The organism is Terriglobus sp. RCC_193, assembly GCF_041355105.1.
In the GTDB taxonomy this organism is placed as follows: Bacteria; Acidobacteriota; Terriglobia; order Terriglobales; family Acidobacteriaceae; genus Terriglobus.
Genome location: NZ_JBFUPK010000001.1, coordinates 756,119 through 782,615 on the forward strand (window position 1 = coordinate 756,119; position 26,497 = coordinate 782,615).

The 26,497-nt window shown below is 57.7% G+C and carries 19 protein-coding genes; 12 read left to right on the forward strand and 7 right to left on the reverse strand.

Annotated features, from left to right (window positions below; translation table 11 throughout):
• Positions 1-36: 36 nt before the first annotated feature.
• On the forward strand, positions 37-936 hold the full coding sequence (locus AB6729_RS03160; RefSeq protein WP_371080101.1) for an SCO family protein: 900 nt from the start codon (positions 37-39) through the stop codon (positions 934-936).
• A gap of 54 nt (positions 937-990) precedes the next feature.
• On the forward strand, positions 991-2,880 hold the full coding sequence (locus AB6729_RS03165) for an ABC transporter ATP-binding protein (RefSeq protein WP_371080102.1): 1,890 nt from the start codon (positions 991-993) through the stop codon (positions 2,878-2,880).
• A 17-nt stretch (positions 2,881-2,897) separates the two neighbouring features.
• Here the strand turns inward: AB6729_RS03165 and AB6729_RS03170 are convergent, their stop codons facing one another.
• Positions 2,898-5,003: a S9 family peptidase gene (locus tag AB6729_RS03170; RefSeq protein ID WP_371080103.1), complete on the reverse strand. Its 2,106-nt coding sequence runs from the start codon at positions 5,001-5,003 to the stop codon at positions 2,898-2,900.
• 149 nt (positions 5,004-5,152) lie between these two features.
• Here AB6729_RS03170 and AB6729_RS03175 point away from each other — a divergent pair, with 149 nt between their 5' ends.
• The 4 genes from AB6729_RS03175 to AB6729_RS03190 all read left to right on the forward strand — a co-directional run bounded on the left by AB6729_RS03175 (position 5,153) and on the right by AB6729_RS03190 (position 7,700).
• Positions 5,153-5,665 carry a DUF4142 domain-containing protein gene (locus tag AB6729_RS03175; RefSeq protein WP_371080104.1) on the forward strand — a complete coding sequence of 171 codons (513 nt, stop codon included), beginning with the start codon at positions 5,153-5,155 and terminating at the stop codon, positions 5,663-5,665.
• 101 nt (positions 5,666-5,766) lie between these two features.
• Complete coding sequence (locus AB6729_RS03180; RefSeq protein WP_371080105.1) at positions 5,767-6,627, forward strand: YgcG family protein; 861 nt, start codon at positions 5,767-5,769, stop codon at positions 6,625-6,627.
• Between the two features lie 4 nt (positions 6,628-6,631).
• Entirely contained in the window at positions 6,632-7,255 is a 624-nt protein-coding gene (locus AB6729_RS03185; RefSeq protein ID WP_371080106.1) for a LemA family protein, read from the forward strand.
• Between the two features lie 136 nt (positions 7,256-7,391).
• Complete coding sequence (locus AB6729_RS03190; RefSeq protein ID WP_371080107.1) at positions 7,392-7,700, forward strand: Rieske (2Fe-2S) protein; 309 nt, start codon at positions 7,392-7,394, stop codon at positions 7,698-7,700.
• A gap of 75 nt (positions 7,701-7,775) precedes the next feature.
• Here AB6729_RS03190 and AB6729_RS03195 read toward each other — a convergent pair whose 3' ends face one another.
• The 4 genes from AB6729_RS03195 to AB6729_RS03210 all read right to left on the reverse strand — a co-directional run bounded on the left by AB6729_RS03195 (position 7,776) and on the right by AB6729_RS03210 (position 16,221).
• Positions 7,776-11,681 (reverse strand): sodium/solute symporter, encoded by a 3,906-nt coding sequence (locus tag AB6729_RS03195; protein ID WP_371080109.1) that lies wholly within the window; start codon positions 11,679-11,681, stop codon positions 7,776-7,778.
• Between the two features lie 28 nt (positions 11,682-11,709).
• Positions 11,710-12,873, reverse strand: coding sequence for an N-acetylglucosamine-6-phosphate deacetylase (nagA, locus tag AB6729_RS03200; protein ID WP_371080110.1), 1,164 nt, complete (start codon positions 12,871-12,873; stop codon positions 11,710-11,712).
• Positions 12,870-14,909: a glycoside hydrolase family 20 zincin-like fold domain-containing protein gene (locus AB6729_RS03205; protein WP_371080111.1), complete on the reverse strand. Its 2,040-nt coding sequence runs from the start codon at positions 14,907-14,909 to the stop codon at positions 12,870-12,872. The genes nagA and AB6729_RS03205 overlap by 4 nt, the downstream gene beginning before the upstream one ends.
• A gap of 103 nt (positions 14,910-15,012) precedes the next feature.
• Positions 15,013-16,221 (reverse strand): alginate lyase family protein, encoded by a 1,209-nt coding sequence (locus AB6729_RS03210; RefSeq protein ID WP_371080112.1) that lies wholly within the window; start codon positions 16,219-16,221, stop codon positions 15,013-15,015.
• Between the two features lie 176 nt (positions 16,222-16,397).
• On the opposite strand from AB6729_RS03210, the gene AB6729_RS03215 reads away from it, so the two are divergent.
• The 3 genes from AB6729_RS03215 (at position 16,398) to AB6729_RS03225 (ending at position 20,592) form a co-directional block, all read left to right on the forward strand.
• Positions 16,398-17,357 (forward strand): YihY/virulence factor BrkB family protein, encoded by a 960-nt coding sequence (locus AB6729_RS03215; protein WP_371080113.1) that lies wholly within the window; start codon positions 16,398-16,400, stop codon positions 17,355-17,357.
• A 3-nt stretch (positions 17,358-17,360) separates the two neighbouring features.
• Positions 17,361-19,583 (forward strand): PP2C family protein-serine/threonine phosphatase, encoded by a 2,223-nt coding sequence (locus tag AB6729_RS03220; RefSeq protein ID WP_371080115.1) that lies wholly within the window; start codon positions 17,361-17,363, stop codon positions 19,581-19,583.
• A 511-nt stretch (positions 19,584-20,094) separates the two neighbouring features.
• Positions 20,095-20,592 carry a phosphatase PAP2 family protein gene (locus AB6729_RS03225; RefSeq protein ID WP_371080116.1) on the forward strand — a complete coding sequence of 166 codons (498 nt, stop codon included), beginning with the start codon at positions 20,095-20,097 and terminating at the stop codon, positions 20,590-20,592.
• A 92-nt stretch (positions 20,593-20,684) separates the two neighbouring features.
• Here AB6729_RS03225 and AB6729_RS03230 read toward each other — a convergent pair whose 3' ends face one another.
• Positions 20,685-21,650, reverse strand: a complete 966-nt coding sequence (locus AB6729_RS03230; protein ID WP_371080117.1) for a mechanosensitive ion channel family protein — start codon at positions 21,648-21,650, stop codon at positions 20,685-20,687.
• 138 nt (positions 21,651-21,788) lie between these two features.
• On the opposite strand from AB6729_RS03230, the gene AB6729_RS03235 reads away from it, so the two are divergent.
• Positions 21,789-22,175: a hypothetical protein gene (locus AB6729_RS03235; RefSeq protein WP_371080118.1), complete on the forward strand. Its 387-nt coding sequence runs from the start codon at positions 21,789-21,791 to the stop codon at positions 22,173-22,175.
• 72 nt (positions 22,176-22,247) lie between these two features.
• A complete protein-coding gene (locus tag AB6729_RS03240) occupies positions 22,248-22,556 on the forward strand; it encodes a hypothetical protein (protein ID WP_371080119.1) in 309 nt (102 codons plus the stop codon).
• 3 nt (positions 22,557-22,559) lie between these two features.
• Here the strand turns inward: AB6729_RS03240 and AB6729_RS03245 are convergent, their stop codons facing one another.
• Entirely contained in the window at positions 22,560-24,104 is a 1,545-nt protein-coding gene (locus AB6729_RS03245) for a S8 family serine peptidase (RefSeq protein WP_371080120.1), read from the reverse strand.
• Positions 24,105-24,301: 197 nt separating this feature from the next.
• On the opposite strand from AB6729_RS03245, the gene AB6729_RS03250 reads away from it, so the two are divergent.
• The gene (locus AB6729_RS03250) at positions 24,302-26,473 is read left to right on the forward strand and encodes a thiamine pyrophosphate-dependent enzyme (protein ID WP_371080121.1); all 2,172 of its coding nucleotides are present in this window, start codon (positions 24,302-24,304) and stop codon (positions 26,471-26,473) included.
• Positions 26,474-26,497: the final 24 nt, after the last annotated feature.

Below are 26,497 nucleotides of genomic sequence, written 5' to 3' on the forward strand. Positions count from 1 at the left end.
CTGCCTGTTACCTTTTCGCAACGTATCATGGATGTTATGAAGTGGTTTTTCCGGAATGCTGTATTTGCCGTTGTGCTGATCGCAGTTTGGGGTCTGGCGGGATGCCGTAAGTCGACGGAGCAGCTCAGCACTACGACGCAGTCCTTCACGATCAAAGGCACCGTGCTGGCCGTGAATCAGGAAAGAGGCGAACTGACGCTGCAGCATGAAGCTATTCCCGGCTTCATGGAAGCCATGACCATGCCATACAAGCTGGAACGGCCTGAGATGGCGAAGGAGTTTCATCCCGGCGATATCATCCGTGCGCGTCTGTTGACGGAGAAGGACTCCGACGGCGTGTATCAACACACGCGGCTGAATGAGATTGCCATCCTGGCGCAAAAGCATCTTGATGTCACTCCGACGGCGAATTATCACGTCCCCGCGAAAGGGGATGCGGTCCCTGATTTTGAAATGACGGATCAGGATGGGAAGGCATTCCGCTTCGCCTCACTGAAAGGTAAGGCGGTGTTGCTGACGTTCATCTATACGCGCTGCCCCATCGGCGATTACTGCCCGAAGATGAGTCGCAATTTTCAGGCGATTCGCAGCATGATGCAGAACGATGCCGCTGTACGCGACCATGTCGATTTTGTTTCGGCTTCGTTTGATCCTGTGTTTGATACACCGAGCGTGTTGCGTACCTATGGAAAGAACTATGTTGGCAGTAATGATTTTTCGCATTGGCAGTTTGTTCGTCCAAAGGATGACAAAACACTGAAGGCGATGGAACAGTTTTTCAATGTGGGTGCGACGCCGGAGAGCAACGGCAGCCTGACGCATTCACTTTCAACCGTGCTGATTGATCGCGATGGACACGTGGCAGAGTGGTTTCCGGGCAATGAATGGAACCCGGCCGATGTCTACGCAAAGATGAAAGCACTTACCGCGAAGTAACGCGCGTCTGTTTTTAACGATCGCAAAGAAGCCCATGAGGAGGGGCGGAGACACATGGGTTCTATGGGATCGCTGGGAGGCGGAAGACATCTTCACAATGCGGAACGCACCACACGGAATCATTCTCGAACCATCTCTGCGGAGATGACAAAGAAAAAGAAGCTGCCTCCGATGAAGCGTGTGATGCCGGAGGTGATGAAGCTGGTAAAGCCGCGGCTTCCGCTGCTGATCTTCAGCTTTTGTGTTCTTATCATCAATCGTGTCTGCGGGTTGGTATTGCCGGCTTCCACGCGCTTTCTCATTGACAACGTCATGCGACAACATGAGATGTCGCTATTGCCAAAGATCGTTGCGGCCGTAGCAGGGGCTACGATCCTGCAGGGCATTACGACCTATGCGCTGACACAGATGCTGTCCAAGGAAGGGCAGAAGCTGATTGCAGAGATGCGCGTGCGGGTGCAGGCGCACATCGGCAAACTTCCTGTGAAGTATTACGATGCAAACCGCTCGGGAGCGCTGGTCGCGCGCATCATGACAGACGTGGAAGGTGTGCGCAACATCATCGGCACGGGGCTTGTGGATTTTGTCGGCGCGCTGCTGACGGCGGGGCTTTCCTTTCTTTACCTGATGCGGCTGTCGACCGGCATGACGTTGCTGAGCTTTGCCATTCTGGGCATGTTTGGATTGGTGATCTTCCGCGCATTTAAGGTAATTCGTCCGATCTTTCGCGAACGCGGCGCCATCAACGCAGAGGTGACGGGACGTCTTACAGAATCGCTGGGGGGCGTACGCGTGGTGAAGGGATATCACGCGGAAGCAGCCGAGGCGAAGGTGTTTGCGTCAGGTGCGGAACGTCTGCTGAAGAATGTGATCAGTTCGTTGACGGCGCAGTCGGTGATGGCTCTCACATCGCAGGTCATGATGGGCGTGGTTGGCGCGCTGATTATGTATCTGGGCGCGCGGCAGGTGGCTTCAGGCCACCTCACCACGGGCGGTTATGTTACGTACACCATGTTCCTGACGTTCATGGTGGCTCCGCTGATGAGCATGGTGAATATCGGCACGCAGCTTACGGAGGCGCTGGCGGGGCTTGATCGTACCGCCGAGATCATGAATGAACGCGATGAAGATGCATCGCCACAGCGGTCGATCAATCTTGGCCCCATCATCGGCGACGTGATTTTTCAGCATGTTCACTTTGAATATGAGCCCGGCAAGGAGGTGCTGCATGGCATCACCTTTGAAGCGCAACCCGGTTCTGTAACGGCATTAGTAGGATCGTCCGGCTCGGGCAAATCAACCATCATCTCGCTGGTCTGCGCGTTTCACGATGCGACATCGGGACAGGTGTTGGTGGACGGGGTGGACCTGTCCGCAGTGCGTTTGAATAGTTTCCGTTCGCAGTTGGGTGTGGTCTTGCAGGAGACGTTCCTCTTCGACGGTACGATTCGCGAGAATGTGAAATTCTCGCGGCCCGATGCCACGGAGGAACAGTTCTTAGCGGCTTGCCGCATCGCGCGCGTCGATGAGTTTGCTGAAAACTTTGCGGAAGGCTACGAAACGATTGTTGGCGAACGCGGCGTGAAGCTGTCGGGCGGTCAGCGGCAGCGTCTCTCCATTGCACGCGCCATCCTTGCCGATCCGCGCATTCTGATTCTGGATGAAGCGACAAGCTCACTGGATTCCGAGAGCGAAGCGATGATTCAGCAGGGACTGAACCATCTGATGCAGGGCCGCACGACGTTTGTCATTGCACATCGTCTCAGTACGATTCGCAATGCGAATCAGATTCTTGTTATCGAAGCGGGAAAGATTGTAGAACGCGGCACGCACGCAGAGTTGTATGTGCTGCACGGGCGTTATCGCGAATTATATGATCGCCAGCATGGGCTGGAGCAGAACCTGTTTCTTGCGCCGGGAGAAGAGCCTGTGCCGGTAGAGTAACCAGCACAGGCACTCATTTAGTCGATGGCAAGTTCGCGCAGGATGAAGGCGTAATCCATAGCGATTTCTTTCAGATAGTCATAACGACCCGAAGCTCCGCCATGACCTGCATCCATGTTGATGTGGAGCAGCAGCGGGGCTTCGTTGTTGGTCTTCAGTGTGCGCAGTTTCGCCGTGAATTTTGCCGGCTCCCAATACATTACCTGCGAATCGTTCAGGCTGGTTTTGATCAGTGTCGCAGGATAGGAACCTGCTGCCAGATTGTCATAGGGTGAGTAGCTGCGCATGTAAGTGAAGGCTTCGGGTTCATTGGGATTGCCCCATTCTTCGTATTCACCGACAGTTAACGGCAATGATGCATCCAGCATGGTGTTCATCACGTCGACGAATGGGACATGCGAAAGCACAATGCGGAAGAGGTCGGGACGCAGATTGGCAACTGCACCCATTAACAAGCCGCCCGCACTGCCACCTTCAATGATGACCTTGTCGTCTGCACCGTAGCCCTGGGCGAGGAGATGTTCCGTGCATGCAATGAAGTCGGTGAAGGTGTTGTGCTTGTGCATCATCTTGCCAGCATCGTGCCATGTGTCACCCAGGTCACCGCCGCCACGGATATGTGCGTACGCCATCACAATACCGCGATCCAGCAGCGACAGGCGGCTTGATCCGAAGCCCACCGGCAGTGCATAGCCGTACGAACCATAGCCGTAGACATACAGTGGATTGGTGCCGTTTTTATGGAAGGTATCGCGACGATAGACGAGCGAAACGGGGATCTTCACTCCATCGGTTGCAGTGGCCCAGATGCGTTCCGCGGCGTAACGTGTGCGATCAAATCCGCCGGGCACTTCCTGTTGCTTCAGCAGCGTACTTTCGTTGGTGTTGACGTTGTATTCGTACACCGATGCGGGTGTGACAAGTGAGGTATAGCTATAGCGGAAGCTGTCCGCGTCGAAGACACGGTTGACGCTGAGGCCCGCAGAATAAGTTGGTTCGGGGAAGGCTACCGTCACAGGATTGGCCGCAAGTTTTTCGCCTTCATAGCGGAAGACACGCATGCGATCGAGGCCAAGAACCGTTTCCGATACGATGGCAAAGTTCTGGAAGACATCGAAATCTTCCAGCGGGACGTCCTTGTCTTCGGGCAGTAGTTCCTGCCAATGATCGCGCGATGGTGTAGACACCGGCGCTACGACCAGACGGAAGTTTTTCCCGGCGTCATTGGTGCGGATATAGAAGAAGCCATCGCGGTGATCGGGATAGTATTCCTGATCGTTGATGCGTTCCGCGATGAGCGTGAATTCTGCTGTCGGCGTTGTTGTATCGACGAACCGATATTCGCTGGTGGTATGTGACCCGGATTCCAGGAAGAGATACTTGCGGTCGCGCGTGCGTCCGACGCCAACATTGAAACGTTCATCTTCTTCGTGGAAGACCTGCACATCATCGGGTTGCGCGTCACCGAGCGTATGTCGAAAGACGCGATCCTGGCGTTTGGTCTGTTCGTCTTCTGTGCTGTAGAAAAGTGTCTTCGAGTCGGCTGCCCATGCAATGGAACCCACGCGCGCCGCAGTATCCGGCAGGTCATTACCAGTGGTGAGATCGCGGATGTGCAGTGTGTACTGGCGAAAGCCACTGTTATCCGTCGTGTAGGCGAGCAGGGTGCCGGAAGGGCTGACACTAAGTCCACCGAGCGACATGAAGGGTTGGCCTTCGGCTAACTTGTTGACGTCGAGAATCACTTCTTCTGTGATGTTCGCATCGTAGCTCTGATCCGATGCTGCGGCGCGACGGCAATAGATGGGATACTGCAGGCCTTCGACGGTGTGCGTGTAGTAGAAGTAACTGCCGTCGCGATAGGGAACAGAGGTGTCAGTTTCCTTGATGTGCGAGAGCATCTCGTCGTAAAGCGTCTTCTGCAAGTCCTTCGTGGAGGCCATCACCGCTTCGGTGTAGGCATTTTCGGCTTGAAGATATTCGCGGACTTCCGGCGCATCCTTTTCACGGAGCCAGAAGTAGTCGTCTTCCAGCGTGGTGTTGTGAATGTGCGTGGGGTGCGGTATGCGCCTGGCAATGGGGGGCCTGGCGTCCTGCGGTGCGGCGTTCAGAAGGTTGCTCATCGTTTTCAAGAATACGCAACGAGCGCTGTGCTTTCCATGCGACACAGTGGCGTGGTGTGGCGCGGCAACGGCTTTGTGATGGATTGCACCCAAAGACCTGAGATTTTGCGCGGGAAACTGCGATGAAGCAGTCCGCAGGGAGGATAACCATGACTATTCGTACGATTGCGCTTTCGGCAGCATTGTTTGCATGTACCATCCCAGCGGCTTTCGGACAGGCCTTCAGTGATCACGATAAGAGTTTTCTGAAAGATGCCGCAGAAGCGAATCTTGCTGAAATCAAGACTGGTGAACTGACCGTGAAGACAACGAAGAATCCAGAGATCAGGACATTTGCCGAGAAGATGATCACGGACCATCGGGCTCTGTACAACGGTATGAAGCCAGTGGCGGCCAAGGCCGGTGTAACTTTGCCAACTTCGCCGTCGATTGGCCAGGATGCAACGTATGCCAAGCTGAAGGTGCTTACGGGTGAGACCTACGACAAAAGCTATGTCAAGTCGATGGTGAGCGATCACCACGAAGACCTGGACAAGATGAAGCAGGAAAATCAGGCCACCAACAATCCGGATATCAAGACGCTGACAGAACATGCTTCTTCTGTGATTGCGGAGCATACAAAGATGATTGATGGCATTGCAGGCAAGATGGGACTGCAGTAAACACTACCTTTTCGATTGACGACGAGAGGCGGACGTAATTCATGCGCCCGCCTGCTTGTTTATGGAACCATTTGGTCTGCGTCGGCGTATCATCAACCGTGATGGCTAGACGCTTCCTGCGGTACTGGGGCTTTGTCGTTGCGGTTGCGCTGATCGGGTGGGTTCTCCCCGCAGTGGCGGAGTCCGTGAAAGACATGCCGATGCCCACGGCATATGTGAACGACTACGCGGGCGTTCTCAGTGATTCCACGAAATCTGACCTGAACGATCAACTGCGCGCGCTGGATACGCAGGCGCATGCGCAAATGTTTATTGCGGTCATTCACAAGATTGAAGGCGCTGCTTCTCCTGCGGAATTTGCGAATGATCTGCTGGCAAAGTGGAAGCCGGGACAGAAGGGGCAGGACCGGGGTGTCGTCCTGGTCCTTGCCGTGGATGACCACAAGTACCAGTTCGAGATCGGGTATGGGCTGGAAGGTATCTTGCCCGACGGCAAGACCGGCGACATTGGCCGCGATATGGTTCCTGACCTGAAGGCGGGGAACTATAACGGCGCGCTGCGTACGGCGGTTGGTGAAGTTTCGGATGTGATTGCCAGGGATGCGGGCGTGACTCTTACCACCTCGCAGCCTCTACAGACGAATCGCCGCAAACAGCGCAGTTCCGGAAGCCCAATTTCCGGCATTCTTATCTTCCTGGCCATTTTGTTCTTCATCTTCCTGGCCTCACGCGGTGGCCGTGGCGGCGGCGGTGGGGGACGGTATGGCGGCGGCGGAGGCGGTGGCTTCCTGACGGGGATGATCCTGGGCAACCTGCTGGGTGGCGGCCGACGTGGCGGCTGGGGTGGTGATGACTCCGGTTGGGGCGGCGGTGGTGGCGGTGGCTGGGGTGGCGGCGGCGGCGGCTTCAGCGGCGGCGGTGGTGGCAGTTCTGGTGGAGGAGGCGCTGGCGGTAGCTGGTAAACCTATGGCAAAGACATTGGAAGGCAATACAACAGCAGGAACGAACGGGGGAACGATGAAGAAGGGACTGATTGGCATCATTGTGCTGGTGGTTCTGGTTGCGCTGGTGGGGATGAGCTACATCTCCGCACGCAACTCCATAGCAGTGAAGAGCAACCAGGTGGATGCGGCGTTCAGCGCCATTGACGTGGACTTGCAGCGCAGGGCAGACCTGATCCCGAACCTGGTGGCCAGCGTGAAGGGCTATGCCAAGGTGGAGACAGACGTCCTGGCCAAGATTGCCGAGGCTCGCAGCGGCCTGCTGCAGGCGCGCACGCCGGATGAGAAGCTGGCGGCGAACGATCGCCTGTCCGTTTCGCTGCTGCCGCTGACGCGCATGCAGGAGGCCTATCCGGACCTGAAGAGCAACCAGCAGTTCATGCGGCTGGAGGATGAACTGTCCGGTACAGAAAATCGCATTGCCGTAACGCGCAAGCGGTACAACGACGCGATTCTGGACTACAACAACACCATTGCGGTGTTCCCGAACAGTCTGTGGGCTTCCATTGCAGGATTCAAGCCGAAGACGACTTATTACCAGGCTGATCCGGGATCGAAATCTGCGCCGAAGGTGGATTTCGGCAGCTAGATCGCGCTATTTGGAGGAGAGGCGGGCTTTCGGGCTCGCCTTTTTCTTTGGCTGTCTTCCGGGTATCCGGGGACCCAGGTTGTGGCTTTGAGGAATGCAGGCCCGGGCTTCGCTAGGATGGGATGAGGAGTATTGGATGGCGCAGTGGGTTCGTTTGTGTGCGGCAGGAGATGCGCCGCAGCCGGGTACCGTGGGGCAGTTTGAAGCGCAGGGCGTGGATGTTTGCCTGGCAAATATTGGTGGGGAACTGCATGCCCTGGATAACTGGTGCCCGCATCGTCACGGACCTCTTGGAGAAGGCTGGGTGGAGGGGGATCGTGTGGTCTGTCCCTGGCATGCGTGGGGTTTTGAGGTGAGTACGGGGAATTGCCCGGAAGAAAAGGGCCATGTGGATGTGTTTCCCGTTCGAGTGGATGGGGAGGATGTGTTGGTCGATCTGGCTTAGGTCCTGGCGAGCAACTCGGGTAACACTAAGAGGTATTAGAAATGCCGGTTCATCCGCCGGATAAGCGGATGAACCCTACTCCGGCAGATATCCGTAGAGCAGATACTTTTGCCGGGCTTCGCGAAACTTCCAGAGTTCCGGTTCCCACGCAGCCACAATGTCATGCGGATCTTTTCCCGCCGCAAGCGCCTGGATGGTCGCATCGTTCAGCACCAGCCGTTGGGCTTTTGCCAATTGGAACTGCGTCGGATATTGCGCATGGACCGCAGCCAGCAACTCCGCGCCCATTGCAGGAGCATCAAGGCGCGTACGATCGGTGGCAGTTGCGCGAACGCCATGAATCTCCTGTCCGGCAAAGGGATATGGCTTGGCCGGAGTGAACGTCACCGGCGCAAACGTCACACCCGTTATGGCACGAGCGTTCAGCGTATCGGCCAGCTTCTTCGCTTCGGCATCGGAAGCAATCCATGCAGCACCCACCTGCTCAAACGCCGCATCCGTTCCGCGTCCAATGGAGAGGTTGGTGATCTCTGCGAACGCAATTCCGGTGTACAGTGTTGCCGCTGACATGCTCTGCAGGTTGGGCGAAGGATTCACCCACGGCAAACCTGTTTGGTCATACCAAAGTCCGCGCTGCCAGTTCTGCATCTTCACCACACTGAGCTTCACACCAAGCTGCTTCTCCCCATTGAAGAACCGGGCGAGTTCGCCCATCGTCAGCCCCAGCGACATCGGCTCCTGCATGTAATCGATGTAGCTCTGCGCACCCGCATCGGCAACCGGGCCCACAACCTGCACACCGCTCGTCATCGCCGGCCGATCCAGCACCACAACCTGCGTGCCTGCCTTCGCCGCCGACTCCATCACGTAACCCATCTCGGTCTCGTAGGTGTAGAAGCGCGCCGGAACATCCTGCAGGTCGATCAGCACAGCATCCAGCTTCTGCAGGTCTTCCACCTTCGGATAGCGGTCGGCCAGCTTGGCTCCATACAGCGAGATCACGGGCAGATGCGTTGCTGCATCCGTGGCATTCCCCAGACCTTCCTTGTCCTGGGCACCCAGGATGCCGTGCTCCGGCGCAAACAGTGTGGTTAGCTCAATACCGTTGCCGCGCTGCGCATACAGCACGTCGATGGTGCGCTTGCCGGTGCGGTCCAGCCCGGTGTTGTTGGTCAGCAACCCGATCCGCAGGTGTCCCGGCGTCTTGGCTGGAAGAGCATGTAACGCCTGGAAGTTGGTCCGCTCCAGCACGTCAATGCCGGAGAGCGTCATCTTACCCGGCAGCGGCTGATCCAACCCCAACGCCCTGGCCGCAGCCGTGGCAATGGTGCCACGCAACGGCGTAATCGGCTTGCGTCCGCGCGGATGCACCGCATTCGCCAGCAGGATCACATAGCTGTCGCTACGCGGATCCATCCAGACAGACGTACCGGTAAAGCCGGTATGCCCGAAGCTGCCCACGGGATAGATCGTTCCCCGCGGGCGCGAGTACGGTGAGTCAATATCCCATCCGAACCCACGCAGCCCCTTCGCTCCGGTGGGCTGTTCCGGTTGACACATGAGCTTCAGCGTCTCCTGCTTCAGGGGGAAGCTGCTCGGGCGTCCCGCCAGCCGATCCAGCAGCGCCTGCGCAAACAGGCTGGTGTCATGCACCGTGGAGAACACCCCGGCATGACCAGCCACTCCACCCATCCGCCGAGTCGTGGGGTCATGTACCTCACCCCGCAGCATTCGGTCGTCGTCCATGGGCTTGTCGTCGTTATGGGCGGTGGGTGCAATGCGCGCACGCATCGCGGCAGTTGTCACGGCAGGGCAGGTGGCAGGTGCAGGTTCCCAGTACAGGTGAGGGCAGTGGGGGGTGAAGTATCCCGTCTCCGTCATCTTCAACGGCGAAAAAATATGCTTCGCCGCGTAGACGTCCAGCGGCTCACCGCTGATCTTCTCCACAATCGCGCCCAGTGTAATGAAGTTGATGTCGGAATACTTGAAGGTCTTTCCCGGAGGTCCGTACAGGTCCGACTCCATTGCGCGCTTCACGCCTTCGGCCTTGCCGCTCCACGCATCCTTCAGCGACACATCCTCGCGCAAACCGCTGTAGTGTGTCAGCAACTCGCGGATGGTCACGCTGCTCTTGCCATTGGCCGCAAACTCCGGCAGATACTTCACCACCGGATCATCGAACTGCAGCTTGCCCTGTTCATACAACTGCATGATGGCAACTGAAGTCGACATGCACTTAGACAACGACGCCATGTCAAAGATGGTGTCTTCGGTCATTGCCTCAGTCGCCGGATCTTCCGCGCGATTGCCATACGTCTTCTCGTAGACAATGCGTCCGCTGCTACCAATGGCAACCACGCCTCCGGGCAATAGCTTGTCGTGCAATGCCTGCGCCATCAGCGTATCGATCTCAGAGAAGTTCGCACTCTGCGCATGCAGTGAAGCGGTGCCAAAAAACACAAGCACCAGCAATGCCGCAACACTCTTCGCACGAGGCTTACCCATGAGGCTGAAGAGTGATCCCACAACAAACGTCACAACCGAGCCAAGCAGCACATACCAGGTGAATGCAATGTCAGACAGGGAGAAGCCTCCAATGTGAATGGGAGAGATGGGAAGTATCTTCGGCAGATACAGCGCAAGGTTGAAGGCGAACCCGGCAATCATGCCAATCGTCGCTCCAAACTGTGTTGCATAACGCGTCAGGGTGCCCAGCAGAAAGACGCCGAGCAACGCACCATATGCAACCGATGCAATGGACAATCCCATCTCGACCACGTGCCCCTTACCGCCGACCTTCACCGAATAGATAGCAATTGCCACCAACACCACGGCCCAAATGAGCGTGGCCGTGCGCGAAAGCAGATTGCGTTTTGCATCCGATGCATTCGGCCGCAGTTTCATGTAGAAGTCCACGATGGTTGTGGACGACAGGGAATTTAACGCTGCGGACAGGTTCGACATCGCCGCTGCAAGAATGGCCGCGATCAACAATCCCGCAACACCTGTTGGCATCTGCTGCACGATGAATGCGGGGAAGAGGCGATCAGAACCATGCACCGTGAGAAGCGCCGGATGCTGACCATAGAACACATACAGGCCCGCGCCAATCAGCAGGAACAGCGTGAACTGCAGAAACACAACGCCGCCACTGGCCAACAGTGAGACACGCGCCTCACGCAGATTCTTTGCAGCAAGCAGTCGCTGCACCATCAACTGATCGGTACCGTGCGAAGCCATTGTCAGGAATGCGCCGCCAATCACACCAGCCCAGAACGTGTAATTCGAGGTCAGGTTCACGGTGAAGTCGAATAGCTGCAACTTATGCGCTGCGCTGGTGACGGCATGAACCGTAGCCCATCCGCCGTCTACCTTTGCACCCAGCGTGAACAGGGCGATGATGGTTCCGGCGATGTAGAGGAACATTTGCACCACGTCGGTCCAGATGACCGCCGCCATGCCACCTTCAAACGTATACGCAAGCGTCAACATGCTGATGATGACAATGCTGGCAATGTCATTTGTGCCAATCGCAATCCCCACAACAATGCTGACGGCATAGACACGCACGCCTTCTGCTGCCGCACGCGTCAACAGAAAGAGTCCCGCAGTAACCTTATGCAGCACCGGCCCGAAGCGGCGATCAATGAGTTGATACGCGGTGAACAACTCACCATCAAAGTAGCGCGGCAGAAACAGGATGCAGATCAGCAATCGCCCGATCATGTAGCCGAACACAAGCTGCAGAAAGGTAAAGTTGCCGCCAAAGGCAATGCCCGGCACGCTGATGATGGTCAGCGTACTGGTTTCCGCGGACACGATGGAGAGCGCTATGGCCCACCACGGCACACTGCGTGCTGCAAGAAAGTACGACGACAACGATGTGTCTGTAGGCTTACGGAAGCGCAGGCCAAACAGGGTAATCGCAATCAGGTAAAGGACAATCAGTCCCAGATCGAAGGCATGAAGCCGCGTCGGCATGCCTTCGAGTCTACAGGCGTTATCGCTGTTACAGAACCTCTCCGCGCAGGATGGTTCCCACGCGGCTTCCTGCGGCGTTGAAGACATTGAAACTGGCCGCAGCTTCGTCCAAAGGCAGGTGCAGCATCTGCTTGGGATTGCGTGAGGCCAGGCGGACGGCTGTATCCAGCCCGCATCCAGTGAATGTCTGCACGTTGGCCACGGCACGGTCCATCGTCAGCACCGACCCTGCAAGCACGCCTGAGTACATGGCAACGCCGTCCTTCACCTGAACGTTCATGTCGCCCAGCAGGTACTCGCCGTCGGGCATGCCGGTGGCGGCCATGCCGTCTGTGACCAGCATGGCGCGCTCCTCACCCTTCATGCGGAACCATAGACGGACGGCCTCTGGTGTGGTGTGAATGCCGTCGCAGATCAACTCCGCATACAAATCCTTCGTGTCCAGCACAACGCCCAGCATGCCCGGTTCACGTTGAGTCAGTCCGCGCATCGCGTTGAAGGTGTGCGTGGCGCTAACCGCGCCCGCCGCAATGCCTGCACGCGCCTGCCTGGCCACAGCATCGCTATGTCCCAGGCTGATGCGGACACCTTGCTGACTTGCGTGCGCAATCATCTCCTCTGCATCGGGCAATTCAGGGGCAACGGTCATGAGTTTGATATGACCGCGTGCTGCGTCCTGAAAACGATCGAAGAGGATGACAGAGGGTCTCTCCAGCAACTCCGGATTATGTACGCCGCGTTTTTCATGCGAAAGGAACGGCCCTTCCAGGTGGATTCCGAGGATCTCTGCACCGTGCTCCGATGCAGCAGATTCAATCGCATTTGCGATGGCTTCCAGTGCATGGAGCGTGTGATCCACGCCAGCGGTGACCGTTGTCGCAAGGAACTGCGTGGTGCCGTAGCGTGCAAGCGTGCGTGCCACCGTATCAATGGCTTCCGGCGTGCCTTCCATCACATCGCGTCCACCCGCGCCATGCACGTGAACATCAAAGAATCCAGCGCTGAGCGTTGCATCCGGAAGATACAGCGCGCCGTCCGGCAACACGTCGTGTTTCAGCGAGGTCACCTGTTGCACCTTGCCACCTTCCAGAATCAGCAGCGGATCATGGATAACCGAGTGCGGCGTAATCAGCGTTTTCGCTGCGATGGCTTTCGGGCGTGTGCCGGATGCGAGTTTTGTTTCGTCAGTCATTGCGGAGCTCCAGGCGCAGGCGGCGCGGGCAGTCCAATCTCAGATGCCGGAGGAATGGTTTGCGTGCGGTCCCACTGCCGTTGCGCGGAACGCACTTTATCAATGCGGCTGAGCCATGTGTTCAGCGTGTAGTCATACCGTGCAAGGTTATTGCGAAGGAAGTAGGGGCGATTGCTTTTTAACCATGCGGCCTCATACAGATCGCGCATCAGTGAATACTGGTTGCGCAAATCCTGCAACTTGCCATTTACGGCATTGATGTCATTCAGATCGCGCGATACTTCTGTGCGGCTGTCTTTGTCTTTCGCCGTCTGCAGGCGATAGGCATTGCTATATGTCGTTGCCATCTCGTCGGTCAGTTGAAACTTCAGTCCAATCAAATCCATGCGCCGCGCACCCAGTTCCATGGCATCCAGGGCATCCTGTTCGCGCAGTGTTGCAGCGTTACGGGCCTGTGCCATCAGCACAATCGCCTGTTCCGCATGCATGCGCAGTTCGTGCAGATACGGTCGAATCTTAGGCGCGTAAATCTGGCCGTCCGCACTCCACGGATCAATCCAGAACAACAGGTCAGAAGCATCGCTTGTCTTGAAGCCGTTCTTCAACACAGCATGCGCAGCCATCAACTCTTTCTGCGCTTCATTGACCTTGCCGGTTGCATCGCCGTGGAACACCTGCGCAAAGCTGTCCTGAAATTGCGGGATGGAGCTTTCACCCTTGTGCCATGCGGCCTGCGCACCAAACAGCAGGGCATACCAGTTGTTGTTGAACAACGCTTCGCCATCGTCTTCCCATAGCGTGTTCAGCTGCCCGGTGCAACCGCTGGCCTGTCCCTGCGCGGTGAATTGCTGAATGTTCGGTAGAGCATTGTTGAAGTTGGGCCACACGCGGCTCCAGTTGTTCACTCCCGGCGCCACCCAGCATTCCATCCCGGCGTCGGTATACGGCTTAATCCACGGAGCAAAACTGGTATGCGGGTTGTATTCCCAACCCACGGCAATCGTCTGTTGTTTGAAGTCCTGCGGCAGCGTTTTCAGCAACGCAGGCTCCTTCATGGCAATGTCGCCCCAGAAAAGAAAGCGGCGATTCAGTGGCTTCAGCGCGGCGACGGTCTTCTGCAGATAGTCCAGGTACACAGGCCCAAGTCCCTGCGCATCCACTGCTGCTTTTGTCTGCCCCTTGCCCAGCTCCACCGTTTCATCTGCGCCTATGTGCAGAAGTGGCGAAGGATAATCCGCAGCAAGCTCGCTGTACATGCGTTTTGTCAGTTCAACGGAGCCAGGCTGTCCCGGCGCCAGTACATGCCCATGTGGCGTCTCGGCCAGCGGCGCATACATCTCCTGGTTCAGCATGTAATGCAGATGGCCAAACGCTTCCTGCTCAGGGATGACGGTGATGTGATATTGCGCAGCGTAGGCAACCAGTTCGCGTGCCTGCTCCGGTGTAATGGAGCCTCCGGGCGGCGCGGCCAGCGGCTCACTGCGATACTGCATTGTGTTCTCAAAGTACGGCGAATAGACATTCACCTTGTACGACGCCAGCTTACGGATCAACTCCTTCTGAAACGCAAGGGTCGGCACCGGCCCGCGCGAAAGATCATCATGCAGGCCGCGATACTTCATCGCTGGCCAATCGCGGATGCTGGCCGTTTGCAAGGTTGCCGTGTTGCCACTGCCACTGACGAGTTGCTTCGCTGTCATTGCGCCATAGAACACGCCGGTAGACGTCGCGGCCACAACACTGATGCCCGATGCATCGGGAACAATGGCATACCCCTCTTCCTGCATCTCGGGCGACCATGCAATATGTGCGGAACTCAGCGCCTGCCTGCCTGCGTCGCTGCCAGAGCGCAGTAACGTGATGTGCGCCGAACCGGATGTCGTAACCACAATGTTGCTGTCACGTAGCTGGCGCGTGAGTTCGTTCACCGCAAAGGTGTCGTCCGCATTGCACGCGGAGCAGATAATGCTGACACCCTGCGAAAGAGGAATCGTGCGAACAGCGTTGGCCTCGCGCGGCGTAGGGATCAGCGCCATCTGCGAGAAAGCCGTGACACTGAACATCAAGGTGCAGGGGAAAGACAGGCGGCGCAACTTTGGGGCAAGGGCCATGCAAACAAACTAAATGATTTGGCAGCCTTCAAGCAGGAGGACGTACCGTCCAGAGTGCGGGCTGCCGCATGGGAAACGTTCGCAGCAACTCTGGCTTCTTCGGTTTTATGGGCAAACGCTTCCACAACGCAATGTATTCCGAACGGCTGTATGCACGCCCTGCAAGCAGAAGACTCGGCTGTCGCACGGGCCAGTCCGTGAAGTGTTCCGCGTCCGAGGGAAATTTCCATGCGCCACGGTTCAGCAGCACCGGAAACAGCCATGCTGCTGCCGATCGCATGCCGCGTCCATCCTGCAGATTGAAGTCCCACAGACGATCCAACGGCGAAGAAACCGCCTCGCATGTCATCGACAGGCAATCCAGCGTGAAGATGGAGGCGGCATAAGCATCGGGGCCATGGAGTTCCAGGGGGAACTGACCATCAAGATTCATTTCGCGCAGCAACTTGTCGCGGAAGCGATGCAGGCAATCCAGTTGCAGTGCGCCATTGCGTGTGAAGCGCGCCATCTCCGCGGCTTGCAGCGTCCAGCAAATGGCGGTGCGATCCTTCATCTCGCGTGCAATGAAGCCCGGTTTGCTCTCGTTCATCCATGTAGCGAAGTCGGTAAACCATTGGCGCAGAGCGGCAGCTTCCTCGTCCGTTGCCGCGCCATTGTAGGCGCATAGAAACGCAGCGCAGCGAGCCGTTTCCGCGAGCATCACGGTGTCTTCGATACCGCGATAACTGCCGTTTGTGGAAGGCGGAATGCAGGCGGCATGGTCGAGATTCGGTTCCATGCGGGTATCGGCGTTGATAAACCAGGCACGCAGATGATTTAAGGCATGCTGTGCATACTTCGCTTCTGATGTGAGCCGCCACGCAGCAACACAGGCCGCCACCGTGCCATTCATCTGGACCAGCGCATCGCGATGCTGAGAAAACGCCGCGGGGTTGGAGTACCCAGGGCGATGTTCAAAGTGATCGTCCCCTGTGGCGAACCACTCAGTGTCCTCCGAAAAATACACATGAGGACTTGCCAGCTTCTTAGGCGCAGGCAGAGACGTAATGGTCTGCGGCGGCAGTCTGAGAGCTTCGGCTGCGGCGGCAAGAATGTTGTCGCGATCGTATTCCGCGACATTGAAATGAAGGTTCTCTACGGATTGGCTCCGCATTCTCAGCGAATATGCGCAACCGGCGGCGGCCATTCCGGTGAGGAACGTACGGCGGGAGAGCGCAATGCGAGAGTGGGGGAGCATGGTGCCGACGAGCCTATCACCTTCGCGAGCCAATAGGCGGCGACTCAGCTATTTCTGACGCTTACACGTCTCAATCCGAAAGGTTTGCAGCTAAACCACGATATGCGAGCATCCGCGACACCGCCTCTGCTAGCATCGTTCCAACCGCCTTTCCAGGAGCCGGCAGACCAGCCCCTATGCCGTTCATCACGCCGCAGGAAAACGCAAGCGAACCCGTGCCGGCGGAGGCAGCGGAAAAGCTCAGTAAGCTCAGTGAAGCACCTGGCGAGCGAGAGCTTTGGCCCGATCCGGTGGAGGGCGGCTCCGCGGCACAATTTATGGAACTGCTGCGTTATCTGACACAGACAGACGTGCATACCTACGCCTTTTCTGTCGCCGCTAACGTGATCCTGTCGCTGTTCCCATTTATCGTTCTGTTGCTCACGCTGTCGCGCAATGTTTTCCATTCGCAGCAGATGGCGAATGTTGTCGGCGAACTGATGCACAGCTACCTGCCAACAGGGCAGGACTTCGTGATGCGCAACATGAATCTGCTGGCCCATCCTCACAAGGGCGTGCAGATCTTCTCGGTGATCATGTTGTTCGTCAGCAGCACGGGCGTGTTTCTGCCGCTGGAAGTGGCTTTGAACAACGTGTGGCGAGCTCCAAAGAACCGCAGTTATCTTGGTAACCAGGTTGTTTCGCTGGGACTGGCAGTCTCTGTTGGCCTGCTTGCCATGTTTTCGGTGGCCATGTCGACGGCGCAGAAAGCCGTACTCGGTTTCGTGTTCTTTGGCCATACCAACAACGTGTTTTACACCGCACTGTCGAGCGGGTTTCTCAGCGTTGTGGCCACCATCAGTTCCATTGGCATCTTTTTCCTGATCTACTGGATTCTGCCCAATCGCAAAATTCCCGCAAGGGCTGTACTTCCAACGGCGATTGTGACGGGATTGCTCTGGGAAGGGGCAAAGTATCTGTATATCTTCACTTTGCCGCATCTCGATCTTGAAAATGTCTACGGACCGTTTTACATCTCGGTGGGTCTGATGCTCTGGGCATTTCTGAGCGGCCTGCTGCTGCTGGCGGGGGCACATTTCTCTGCAACACGGTACGCAATGCGTGTGGCTGCTCTGCAGGCACGGAAGGAGTCGTAAGGCATGCCGCTGATCCTTCGTCCGCGCCAGCAGAACAGCATGTCTGACCCGCTCTACGCCACCACGAGCGCGCCTCTCTCTGCAAATGTTTCGCATTTTCCTTTGTATCTGCGGATCCTGTGGGGTATCACTGCGCTGCTGATCGTTCTGGCATTTCTTCCGGGGACATTGGGTGATCGGACATTTCTTCTTCGTTGGGGTGCACTGGCTGTCACGCTGATTGTGACCGTGCCTTACCTATACCGCGCGACGAAACACGGCTTGCTGTGGCGGCTGAGAAACAAGCTGATTCTTACCTACCTGCTGATTGGTCTCACGCCGGTCGTGCTTTTCTGCACGCTGGTGTTCCTCTCTGCCTATGTGGCGGCAGGGCAGTTTGCGGTCCATCTGGCATCGCAACATCTGCAGCTCCAACTGGACAACATGGGTACCAGCGATGCGGGCTTCGCATTTTCTCTTGCGCACCGCGTGGAACAGGGAGCAACAGCCGCCGATCTGGGACAGGGGAGAGATGAGGGGCGGACTCAGAGCACTGCTGCAGGGGGGCGCGCCGCTACCACAACCACTCCGAAGCCTGTGGGACAGCCCGCAGGAGCAACGCCGTCCCAGGTTGCGCGTCCTCCGGGACTTCGACAGCGTTCGGTGTACCTGGATGATCAGGAGATAGAGTTTCGCGATTTCATGGGCAATGCGCGCAGTCCCATGCGCCTGTCGCCGTGGATTAAACAACGTCGCGGCGGACAGCTCAAAGTCTTCGCGGAAGACGGCGGTGTCTTGTACATGGCCGTGGTGGATCGCGTGGCCGCGGGTAAAGACCACATGATCACCGTGATTGGAAGCATGCCTGTTACGCAACCGCTGCTCTCCAACGTGGCCAAGGGGCTGGGACAGGTGACGTTGCTGCCTGGGGTGGTGGAAGATGCGGCATCCGGCAGCGTGCGTTCCAACACAAAGCAGCAGCGGCTTGCCGGTGGCGTGCGCCCGACGTCTGTCAACCTGCTGGATTACCAGGTGGTGTTTCGCTCGCGGCTGCCGGTCCTGAACTGGGAAGGTGGCGAGATACGACCGGTGCCTCTGGTCGTCACTTCGCGCCCCTCTGTGCTTTTCCAGCAGCTCTTTGGCGCGGGTCTAACCAACTCCATTACCGACGCAGTTCGGTTCTCCTTCATCGCAGTCTGCATCATCTTCGCGTTGCTGGAGATATTTGCGTTCTACGTTGCCATGCGCCTGACGCGCTCCATGACCAGCTCAGTGGAAGACCTGTATGCGGCAACGCTTTCCATTGACAGTGGCGACCTGTCGCATCGCATCCATGTGCAGCAGGACGACCAGCTTGCAGACCTGGGACGATCGTTTAATCGTATGGCGTGGTCGCTGGGCCGGCTGATTGAAGAGCAGAAGGAAAAGGAGCGCATGCAGAGTGAACTCAGCATTGCGCATGAGGTGCAGGCCAACCTCTTTCCGCATTCGCTTTCCGGTATCCCATCACTGCAGCTTCATGGCCTCAGCCGCCCGGCTCGCACGGTTTCCGGCGATTACTATGACTTCCTGATCTTTCATGACGATCCGGATCAGCCCAGGAAAGTCACTGGCATGGGGCTGGCGCTTGGCGATATCAGCGGCAAAGGCATCTCTGCAGCGTTGCTGATGTCGACGCTTCATGCGGCCGTGCGTGCCTATCGTTTTGCCAGCGAAGAGCTGTTCGCCGAAGAAGCCCGCAGCGTCACGCATCAGCTGTCGCTGGAATGCGGAGAACTCTTTGAATCGCCTGCACGTATCCTGGCGCTTCTCAATCGCCATCTCTACCGTTCGACGCAGCCGGAAAAGTACGCGACGCTGTTCCTCTCGCACTATGACGACCGCAGCGGACGCCTCACGTATTCCAATGCGGGGCAGCTTCCGCCCTTTGTGATGAAGCCGGATGGCAGCGTACGCGCACTTGATAAGGGTGGCACCGTGGTCGGCCTGATGGATGGTATGCGCTACGACCAGGAGACCGTGCAGTTAGAAAGCGGCGACCTGCTCATTGCGTATTCCGATGGTGTGACCGAGCCGGAAAATGATTTCGGCGAGTTTGGCGAAGACCGCCTGTTGGATGTGGTCCGCGCCAACCGTGATCAGCCGCTGGAAGTCATCTCAACCGAAGTGATGGCAGCGCTGGACGCATGGATCGGTGGCGCCGAACAGCCGGACGACATCACCCTGGTGTTGGCGCGCAAGGTTTAGATCAGACCGCAGCATCGCGCGGGATGTTTCGTAATCAAGTGCCATTGAGAGTACCGCTCGTGTTACCTGCTCAACTGTCAATATTGACTGGTTTATACGAGTTTTTACCGTGTTAGACTCCGCGTCGAAAGTCGATTCGCAGCGTTTTCGTCAAATGTTTTTTTTGACACAGGAGTTTTCCCTCGTGCGATTGAATCTTTACAAAACAGCATTTCTGTCAGTCTTCGCGGTAAGTTTGGGGAGCGCACTTCCAACAGCAGCGCAAAGCGCCCCGGCGCCGAAAGTCACGGACCCACATTTCAAGCTTGCTCCCGGATACCTGCCGCCGAAAGAGCTGCCGAACAGCCTTGATCTGCTCGGGCCGCCGCCTGCTGCTGGAAGCGCTGCATTGGCTCGCGACGAGGAAGCAAGGACAGCAACCATTCCGCTCCGCGGCACACCGCGCGACGAATTGGCACGACTGGATGCAGACCTGAGGTTCCCGCAGCCTGCGAAGAACTTTTCCTGTGCGATGGGCATGGCAATCAACGAGAAAACCACGCCGCACCTCTATCGTCTGATGGAACGAGTTCTCACGGATGCAGGCTTGTCCACCTATGGCGTCAAGAACACTTACAACCGGACACGTCCGTTCGTTGTTCATGATGAAGGCACCTGCTTTCCAGAACAGGAACCGTTGTTACGCAATGACGGCTCCTATCCTTCCGGCCATACTGCAGTCGGTTGGGCATGGGCGCTTGTGCTGGCTGAGATCAATCCCGACCGCGAGAATATCTTGTTGAAGCGCGGGATCGAATTTGGTCAAAGCCGCGTGATCTGCGATGCACATTGGCAAAGCGACGTCGATGCTGGACGGATCATGGGGGCCGCAACAGTCGCCCGTTTACACGCGAATCCGGAATTTCGTGCTGACGTCAGGGCTGCGATCAAAGAGGTCAAGGCAGCGCAGACAAAGGGAGCTGCGCAACTGAACTGCGCAACGGAAGAAGCGGCTCTGGCGATCCACTAAAGCTTCCGGATACCGGGACTAGAGAGTTGCCCAAATCAGCGATTCGTGGGAGCAGCAGATTTCATCCTGCCGCTCCCACACTCTTGGAAACGCTAGTTTCCCGTGATCGAAACAGGAGGCTGCGCCAATGTCGGATCGCCCTTCGCCTGCATGACAACCGTGCTGGTGGTTGGAAGGCCCAGCGGGATGCCTTCTTTATCAAATGCCAGCAGCACCCTGCGCCGAAGCGCGCGAAGGATGGGGTCTTTCTTGTTTGCCTTGACGCGAATGTTGACGGGGTAAATCACCTCGCGCCCATTGATCTTGTCCACACCGAGGATGTCCGGATCGGCAATGGCAACATCCTGAAACTCATCATCCTTCCGCACTTCCATGGCGACTGTCTTGAGCACGGCCATCACCCGGTCTGGATCGGCGGATGCATCCACTGCCACATTCAGGGTTGCAACGGAATACTCTCGCGAGAGATTGGACACGGTTGCGATCTGCGAATTCGGAATAAAGTTCAGGGTGCCATCGCCGGATCGCAACGTTGTCGAGCGAAGCGTCAGGTCCTCCACCGTTCCGGTCAACCCGGCGATCGTAACCACGTCGCCCACGTTGAACTGGTCTTCCACCAGGATGAAGACGCCGTTCAACATGTCTTTGAACATGCTCTGCGCGCCAAAAGAAATACCCAGGCCCACCACACCGGCGGAAGCCAGAAGCGGCTTCAGGTCAATGTTGAACAACTGCAGGATCTGCAGCAGGGCAATGAAGCCGATCAGGCCATAGCAAGTGGCGCGCAGGATCGCCGCCATTGTCCGTAACTGCGATGCCCGCTGGGTTCCGGGATACGCGTCGGCAATGCGGCGCATGCGCTTCACAAAAAACGTGACGATGTACTGAAGCACAAACGCCATCAGCAGGATGACGACGAGTTTCGGCACGTCAGAGCGAACGAAGTCCACAATGTCGGCGTGCCAGCTCTGTCCCAGATCGTGGAACGTTTCCGGAGGATGGGACTCTGCCGGTTGCTTGGTGGCAGCCGCCAGGAGAAGAGCGAAAAGAGGCATCATGCTCAAAATGTCCTTCTTGCGGCAGATGCCGCCGGGGGTACAATCAGGCCAAACCAGCAACCCTGATCTCTTTAAGAATGGCGCACAGACCCGGGCGCTGCAACCTATTCGCATACTCCCGCAGGAGAGGGTGTCCCTATGACGATAACGGCACGGCTGCTCTTGTTCGGATGCGTGGCTGCATTCTCTGTTCCGGTTGCGGCGCAGAGCAACAGTAATCCTGCGAATGCAACGGGCAATCCTGGCACGGCTTACAACCCTGCCAACCCTGCCAATTCAGGGCTGCCGCGCAGCACCGTGGATGAAAACGGATTAGACCTGGACCCCGCCGTGGTTCATCGCCGGGATGAAGTTCGCAAACTGGAGCGAAAGAAGCGTATGGTGGACAACGCCAATCGGCTGCTGGCTCTGACGCAACAGCTTCGAGCGGATCTTCAGGGGCGCGAAGCAACCCCGGAGGACCAGAAACGACTCGATGAGATTGCCCGGCTGGCGCGCCAGGTGAAGGACCAGATGCGCAACTAGCACGCGCACCTGGGGGACCGCATGACGACGAAGATGTGCCGCCGTTACGGACCATTGTGTGGATGGTGTGGGATGTTGAGGTACATTCATTTCGCAGCATTTGCTGTGGGTGTATTGATTACCGTTTCGATGAACTCGGCCCGCGCGCAGAACATCGAAACGGTCGCAATGAAAAAAATGGCAAATTCACAGGCGCAATTGGCTGCAACCGATCGCCAGAAGAAGATGCTTGCGGACGCCGAGGAGCTTCTGGCGAAGGCGCAGCAATTGAAAGTCGCAGTGGATCAGACCCGCAAGGATGAACTCTCCATTGAGGTCATCCGGCAGGCAGATGAAATTGAGAAGCTGGCAAAGTCCGTAAAAAACCGGATGCGGCAGTAGGCATCACGGTTTGTAAGCCAGTGCAGTTGCTGCATTCACCACGCCATACGGCATCGTTGCCGTTGGCACGGCGGATGCGCGCACTGCCGCAACAATGGTGGCGGCATTCCAGTCCGGATGCGTCGCCTTCACCAGTGCCACTACACCTGCCACCAGCGGTGCGGATGCACTCGTGCCAATGGCCTGCATGTATCCGATGTGCCCAAGATTAAAGCAGCCGAAGGAGCGTCCGCTGACAGCGGGCAAGCCATCGGTTGTATTGGGTAAGCCTGTCGCGCATGCTCCCCGCACCCATCCTGAAATGGCATAGTTGCCTCCCTGCGGATAGCTCCCACCGGGTGCTGCAACAGCGTTTAAAGGCGCGCCGTAGTTGCTGTAATACGGCACGGTCACCAGTCCGGCCGCACACGCATCCCCTGCAATCAGGTCTTCCGCACAATCCGGGTTCGTTGAGGCGACTGCCGCCAATACATCGCGCGACTGTGCCGGATAGGAAACATAGCGTGTATTAGCAAAGTTGAACGCATCATTGCCTGCCGCAGCCACCAGTATCGCCCCTGCTTCGCTGGCTGCATGGGTCACGCGGTCAAAACTCGCTTTCAATCCCGCCGCATCACCGCTATACAGATCCAGCGTCACGGCCATACTCAACACAATGACGTCTGCCTTTTGAGCAATCGCATCATCAATGCCCTGAAGCACCCACGACAGCATTCCGGAGGGCTGACCATTCGTACATTGTTCTGTCGTGGTCGATCCTGCTCCCGGCAGCCGTTGCAGCACCTTCACATTCAGGAGTGATGCCCCCGGCGCAACACCCACGGTCAATCCGGTGGTACTCCCGGCAGCACCTGCGGCCAGCGACGCCACCCACGTTCCGTGGCCACTCTGATCCTGCGGCGACCCATCATCGCAGGCGCTGGGTTGCTGCGTCTGGTCAATCTCGCTGATGTTCAGCAGAAGATTCGGCGCAATGTCCGGGTGCGTACGGTCCACGCCACTGTCCAGCACCGCAATGCGCACACCCTTGCCTGTGGACGTGGCCCACGGACCTGTCGCCGAGCCACCGGCAATGCCACCGCCCACCACGCGCACCGCCCACCCCTGCGGCGAGTTGGTATAGAACGTGTCCGGGCCATCCGACGGCATAGCGAGTGTTGGCGCAGAGGCATGCACGGACGGCGCATTGACCTGGTTCGCATCCGTGGCGCGTACCTGCAACTGGCTCGCCGTGACAGGACGATCTTCCACCACGTACTCAACATTCGGATCTCTTCGCAACGTCGATTCTGAGGCTGCCGTGCCGCTCACCACAGCGGCTCCAAAGCGTGCGTGCTTGCGCAGCATCCATCCACCGGCTCGCTGCGCCATGCTGTCCGCGTCTGCCGGTATCGTGCCGTCGCGATACACCACCAGCATCTTGCGTTGCGCCGTTGCAGCCAGGGGTGAGACCGTTTGTGCGGTCACCGCAGGTAAAAGCCATGCGGCCAGCATCAACGTCATCAGGGCAGAAGGGATCGCCCGGCGCAAACCGGTTCTAACGGACATGGTGCCTCGCTGTTCAGGGTCAATACTGTGTCAGAAACAGCCACGGCCGTTTCACATTGCGACACTGCCCTTATCGGCCAACGATTTCCACGCTTGAGCGCGCGTCGCCCAACAGCAGTACAATCAACAGGGAACGTTGTGCCCTCGCGCCGGCGATCCGCTGATTCCAGCAGGTAAGGATGGCAGGCCGGAAAGCGATGGCAACACGCGCGAACGCACCACTCAAGTCTTCACAGAGCGCACTCGGATCGCTCTTGCCGGAACAGCTGATTCATTTCTTCCGCCTGATGTACCTTTCGCGGAAGACAGATGATCGCGAAATCCTGCTCAAACGCCAGCAGAAGATATTCTTCCAGATCTCCTGCGCGGGCCATGAAGCGCTCCTCGTCGCCGCAGGCCTCTCACTGAAGCCGGGTTACGACTGGTTCTTCCCCTACTATCGCGATCGCGCATTCGCCCTTGCCGTCGGCCAGACGGTGAAGGATCAGCTTCTGCAGGCGGTCGGAGCAGACGATCCCGGCAGCGGTGGCCGCCAAATGCCGTCGCACTGGACCTCCAAACCGCTGCGCCTCATGTCACCCTCTTCCGCCACGGCCACGCAGCTTCTCCACGCCGTCGGCTGTGCTGAGGCAGGTCGCTACTTCAGCCACCATCCAGAGACTGCAAAAGGGAACTACGGCCCCGGCGACTATCGCGCTTTCAAAGACGTTGACTTCCACGCCGACGAAGTGGTGTACACCTCGGTGGGTGAAGGCTCCACATCGCAGGGCGAGTTCTGGGAAGCGCTGAACACCGCGTCCAACGCCAAGCTTCCCGTGTTGTTTGTGGTGGAGGACAACGGCTATGCCATCTCCACGCCGGTTGAGGCGAACACGCCCGGCGGCAACATCTCGCGCCTCGTGGCAAACTTCCCCAACTTCCATTTCGCGGAAATCGACGGCACCGATCCCATTGCCAGCTATGAGGCAATGCAGGAAGCAGTTGCGTACTGCCGCAGCGGCAAAGGCCCGGCGTTTGTTCACGGCCACGTCGTCCGTCCGTACTCGCATGCGCTTTCCGATGACGAGCGCTGGTATCGTCATCCCTCAGAACTGGAAGCCGACGCTCTCCGCGACCCCATCCTGAAGACCGAGGCGCTGCTGCTGCGCGAAGGCATCCTCACGGAAGAGCAGCTTCAACGGCTTAAGAAAGAGGTGGACGACGAAGTCCGCCACGCTGCCGATGAAGCTCTGGCCGCGCCGCTGCCGAAGATTGAGAACATCACGAAGCATGTCTATTCAGAAGACCTGCTTCCCACGGAGAGCGTCTTCTCCACCGTGCCCAAGCCAGTTGACGGTGTCGACCGCACCATCGCGGATCTCATCAACAGCACCCTGCATTACGAGATGGCGCGTGACGAACGCATCGTCATCTTCGGTGAAGACGTAGCCGACGCCACGCGCGATCTGCACTTGAAATCCGGTGAACTCAAAGGCAAGGGCGGCGTCTTCAAGATCACTGCTGGCCTGCAGACCGACTTCGGTTCGGACCGTGTCTTCAACTCGCCGCTTGCAGAAGCAAACATCGTGGGACGCGCCATTGGCATGGCCGCACGCGGCCTGAAGCCGGTCGTTGAAATTCAGTTCTTCGATTACATCTGGCCCGCCGTGCACCAGATGCGTAATGAGCTCTCGAACTTCCGGTGGCGCTCCAACGGCAACCACTCTGCTCCGTTGGTTATCCGCGTTCCCATCGGTGGCTACCTGACCGGCGGTTCCATTTATCACTCGCAGTCGGGCGAAAGCATCTTCACGCACACGCCGGGTATCCGCGTCGTCATGCCGTCTTCCGCGCAGGATTTTGCAGGTCTGCTGCGTACCGCCATTCGTTGCGATGACCCGGTCCTGTTCCTGGAACACAAGCGTCTTTACCGCGAATCTTACGGCCGCGGCCCCAACCCAGGCCCGGAATACATGATTCCGTTTGGCAAAGCGAAGACGATTAAGTCCGGTTCCGATCTCACCGTTGTCACCTATGGCGCAGTTGTGCCGCGTGCATTGCAGGCCGCACAGAAACTGGAACGCGAGAAAGGCATCTCGGCAGAGATCATTGATCTCCGTTCGCTCTCACCGTATGACTTTGAGGCCATCGCCGAAAGCGTCCGCAAGACCAACCGTGTCATCGTTGCCCACGAAGACATGCGTAGTTGGGGCTTTGGCGCGGAACTCGCCGCACGCATCAGCGACGAACTCTTCCACGACCTCGACGCGCCTGTGCGCCGCGTAGCGGGTATGGACACCTTTGTGGCCTACCAGCCGATTCTGGAAGATGTGATCCTGCCGCAGCCGGAACACATCTACGCAGCCATGGTCGATCTGGCCGCTTTCTAAAAGACATAAGACAAGCCGTGGAGC

Bases quoted from the DNA above. Each gene is read 5' to 3' on its own strand.
- AB6729_RS03160 (WP_371080101.1), top strand. From the start codon at position 37: ATGAAGTGGTTTTTCCGGAATGCTGTATTTGCCGTTGTGCTGATCGCA.
- AB6729_RS03165 (WP_371080102.1), top strand. From the start codon at position 991: ATGGGTTCTATGGGATCGCTGGGAGGCGGAAGACATCTTCACAATGCG.
- AB6729_RS03170 (WP_371080103.1), bottom strand. From the start codon at position 5,003: ATGAGCAACCTTCTGAACGCCGCACCGCAGGACGCCAGGCCCCCCATT.
- AB6729_RS03175 (WP_371080104.1), top strand. From the start codon at position 5,153: ATGACTATTCGTACGATTGCGCTTTCGGCAGCATTGTTTGCATGTACC.
- AB6729_RS03180 (WP_371080105.1), top strand. From the start codon at position 5,767: ATGGCTAGACGCTTCCTGCGGTACTGGGGCTTTGTCGTTGCGGTTGCG.
- AB6729_RS03185 (WP_371080106.1), top strand. From the start codon at position 6,632: ATGGCAAAGACATTGGAAGGCAATACAACAGCAGGAACGAACGGGGGA.
- AB6729_RS03190 (WP_371080107.1), top strand. From the start codon at position 7,392: ATGGCGCAGTGGGTTCGTTTGTGTGCGGCAGGAGATGCGCCGCAGCCG.
- AB6729_RS03195 (WP_371080109.1), bottom strand. From the start codon at position 11,681: ATGCCGACGCGGCTTCATGCCTTCGATCTGGGACTGATTGTCCTTTAC.
- nagA (WP_371080110.1), bottom strand. From the start codon at position 12,873: ATGACTGACGAAACAAAACTCGCATCCGGCACACGCCCGAAAGCCATC.
- AB6729_RS03205 (WP_371080111.1), bottom strand. From the start codon at position 14,909: ATGGCGCTGATCCCTACGCCGCGCGAGGCCAACGCTGTTCGCACGATT.
- AB6729_RS03210 (WP_371080112.1), bottom strand. From the start codon at position 16,221: ATGCTCCCCCACTCTCGCATTGCGCTCTCCCGCCGTACGTTCCTCACC.
- AB6729_RS03215 (WP_371080113.1), top strand. From the start codon at position 16,398: ATGCCGTTCATCACGCCGCAGGAAAACGCAAGCGAACCCGTGCCGGCG.
- AB6729_RS03220 (WP_371080115.1), top strand. From the start codon at position 17,361: ATGCCGCTGATCCTTCGTCCGCGCCAGCAGAACAGCATGTCTGACCCG.
- AB6729_RS03225 (WP_371080116.1), top strand. From the start codon at position 20,095: ATGGGCATGGCAATCAACGAGAAAACCACGCCGCACCTCTATCGTCTG.
- AB6729_RS03230 (WP_371080117.1), bottom strand. From the start codon at position 21,650: ATGATGCCTCTTTTCGCTCTTCTCCTGGCGGCTGCCACCAAGCAACCG.
- AB6729_RS03235 (WP_371080118.1), top strand. From the start codon at position 21,789: ATGACGATAACGGCACGGCTGCTCTTGTTCGGATGCGTGGCTGCATTC.
- AB6729_RS03240 (WP_371080119.1), top strand. From the start codon at position 22,248: ATGTTGAGGTACATTCATTTCGCAGCATTTGCTGTGGGTGTATTGATT.
- AB6729_RS03245 (WP_371080120.1), bottom strand. From the start codon at position 24,104: ATGTCCGTTAGAACCGGTTTGCGCCGGGCGATCCCTTCTGCCCTGATG.
- AB6729_RS03250 (WP_371080121.1), top strand. From the start codon at position 24,302: ATGGCAACACGCGCGAACGCACCACTCAAGTCTTCACAGAGCGCACTC.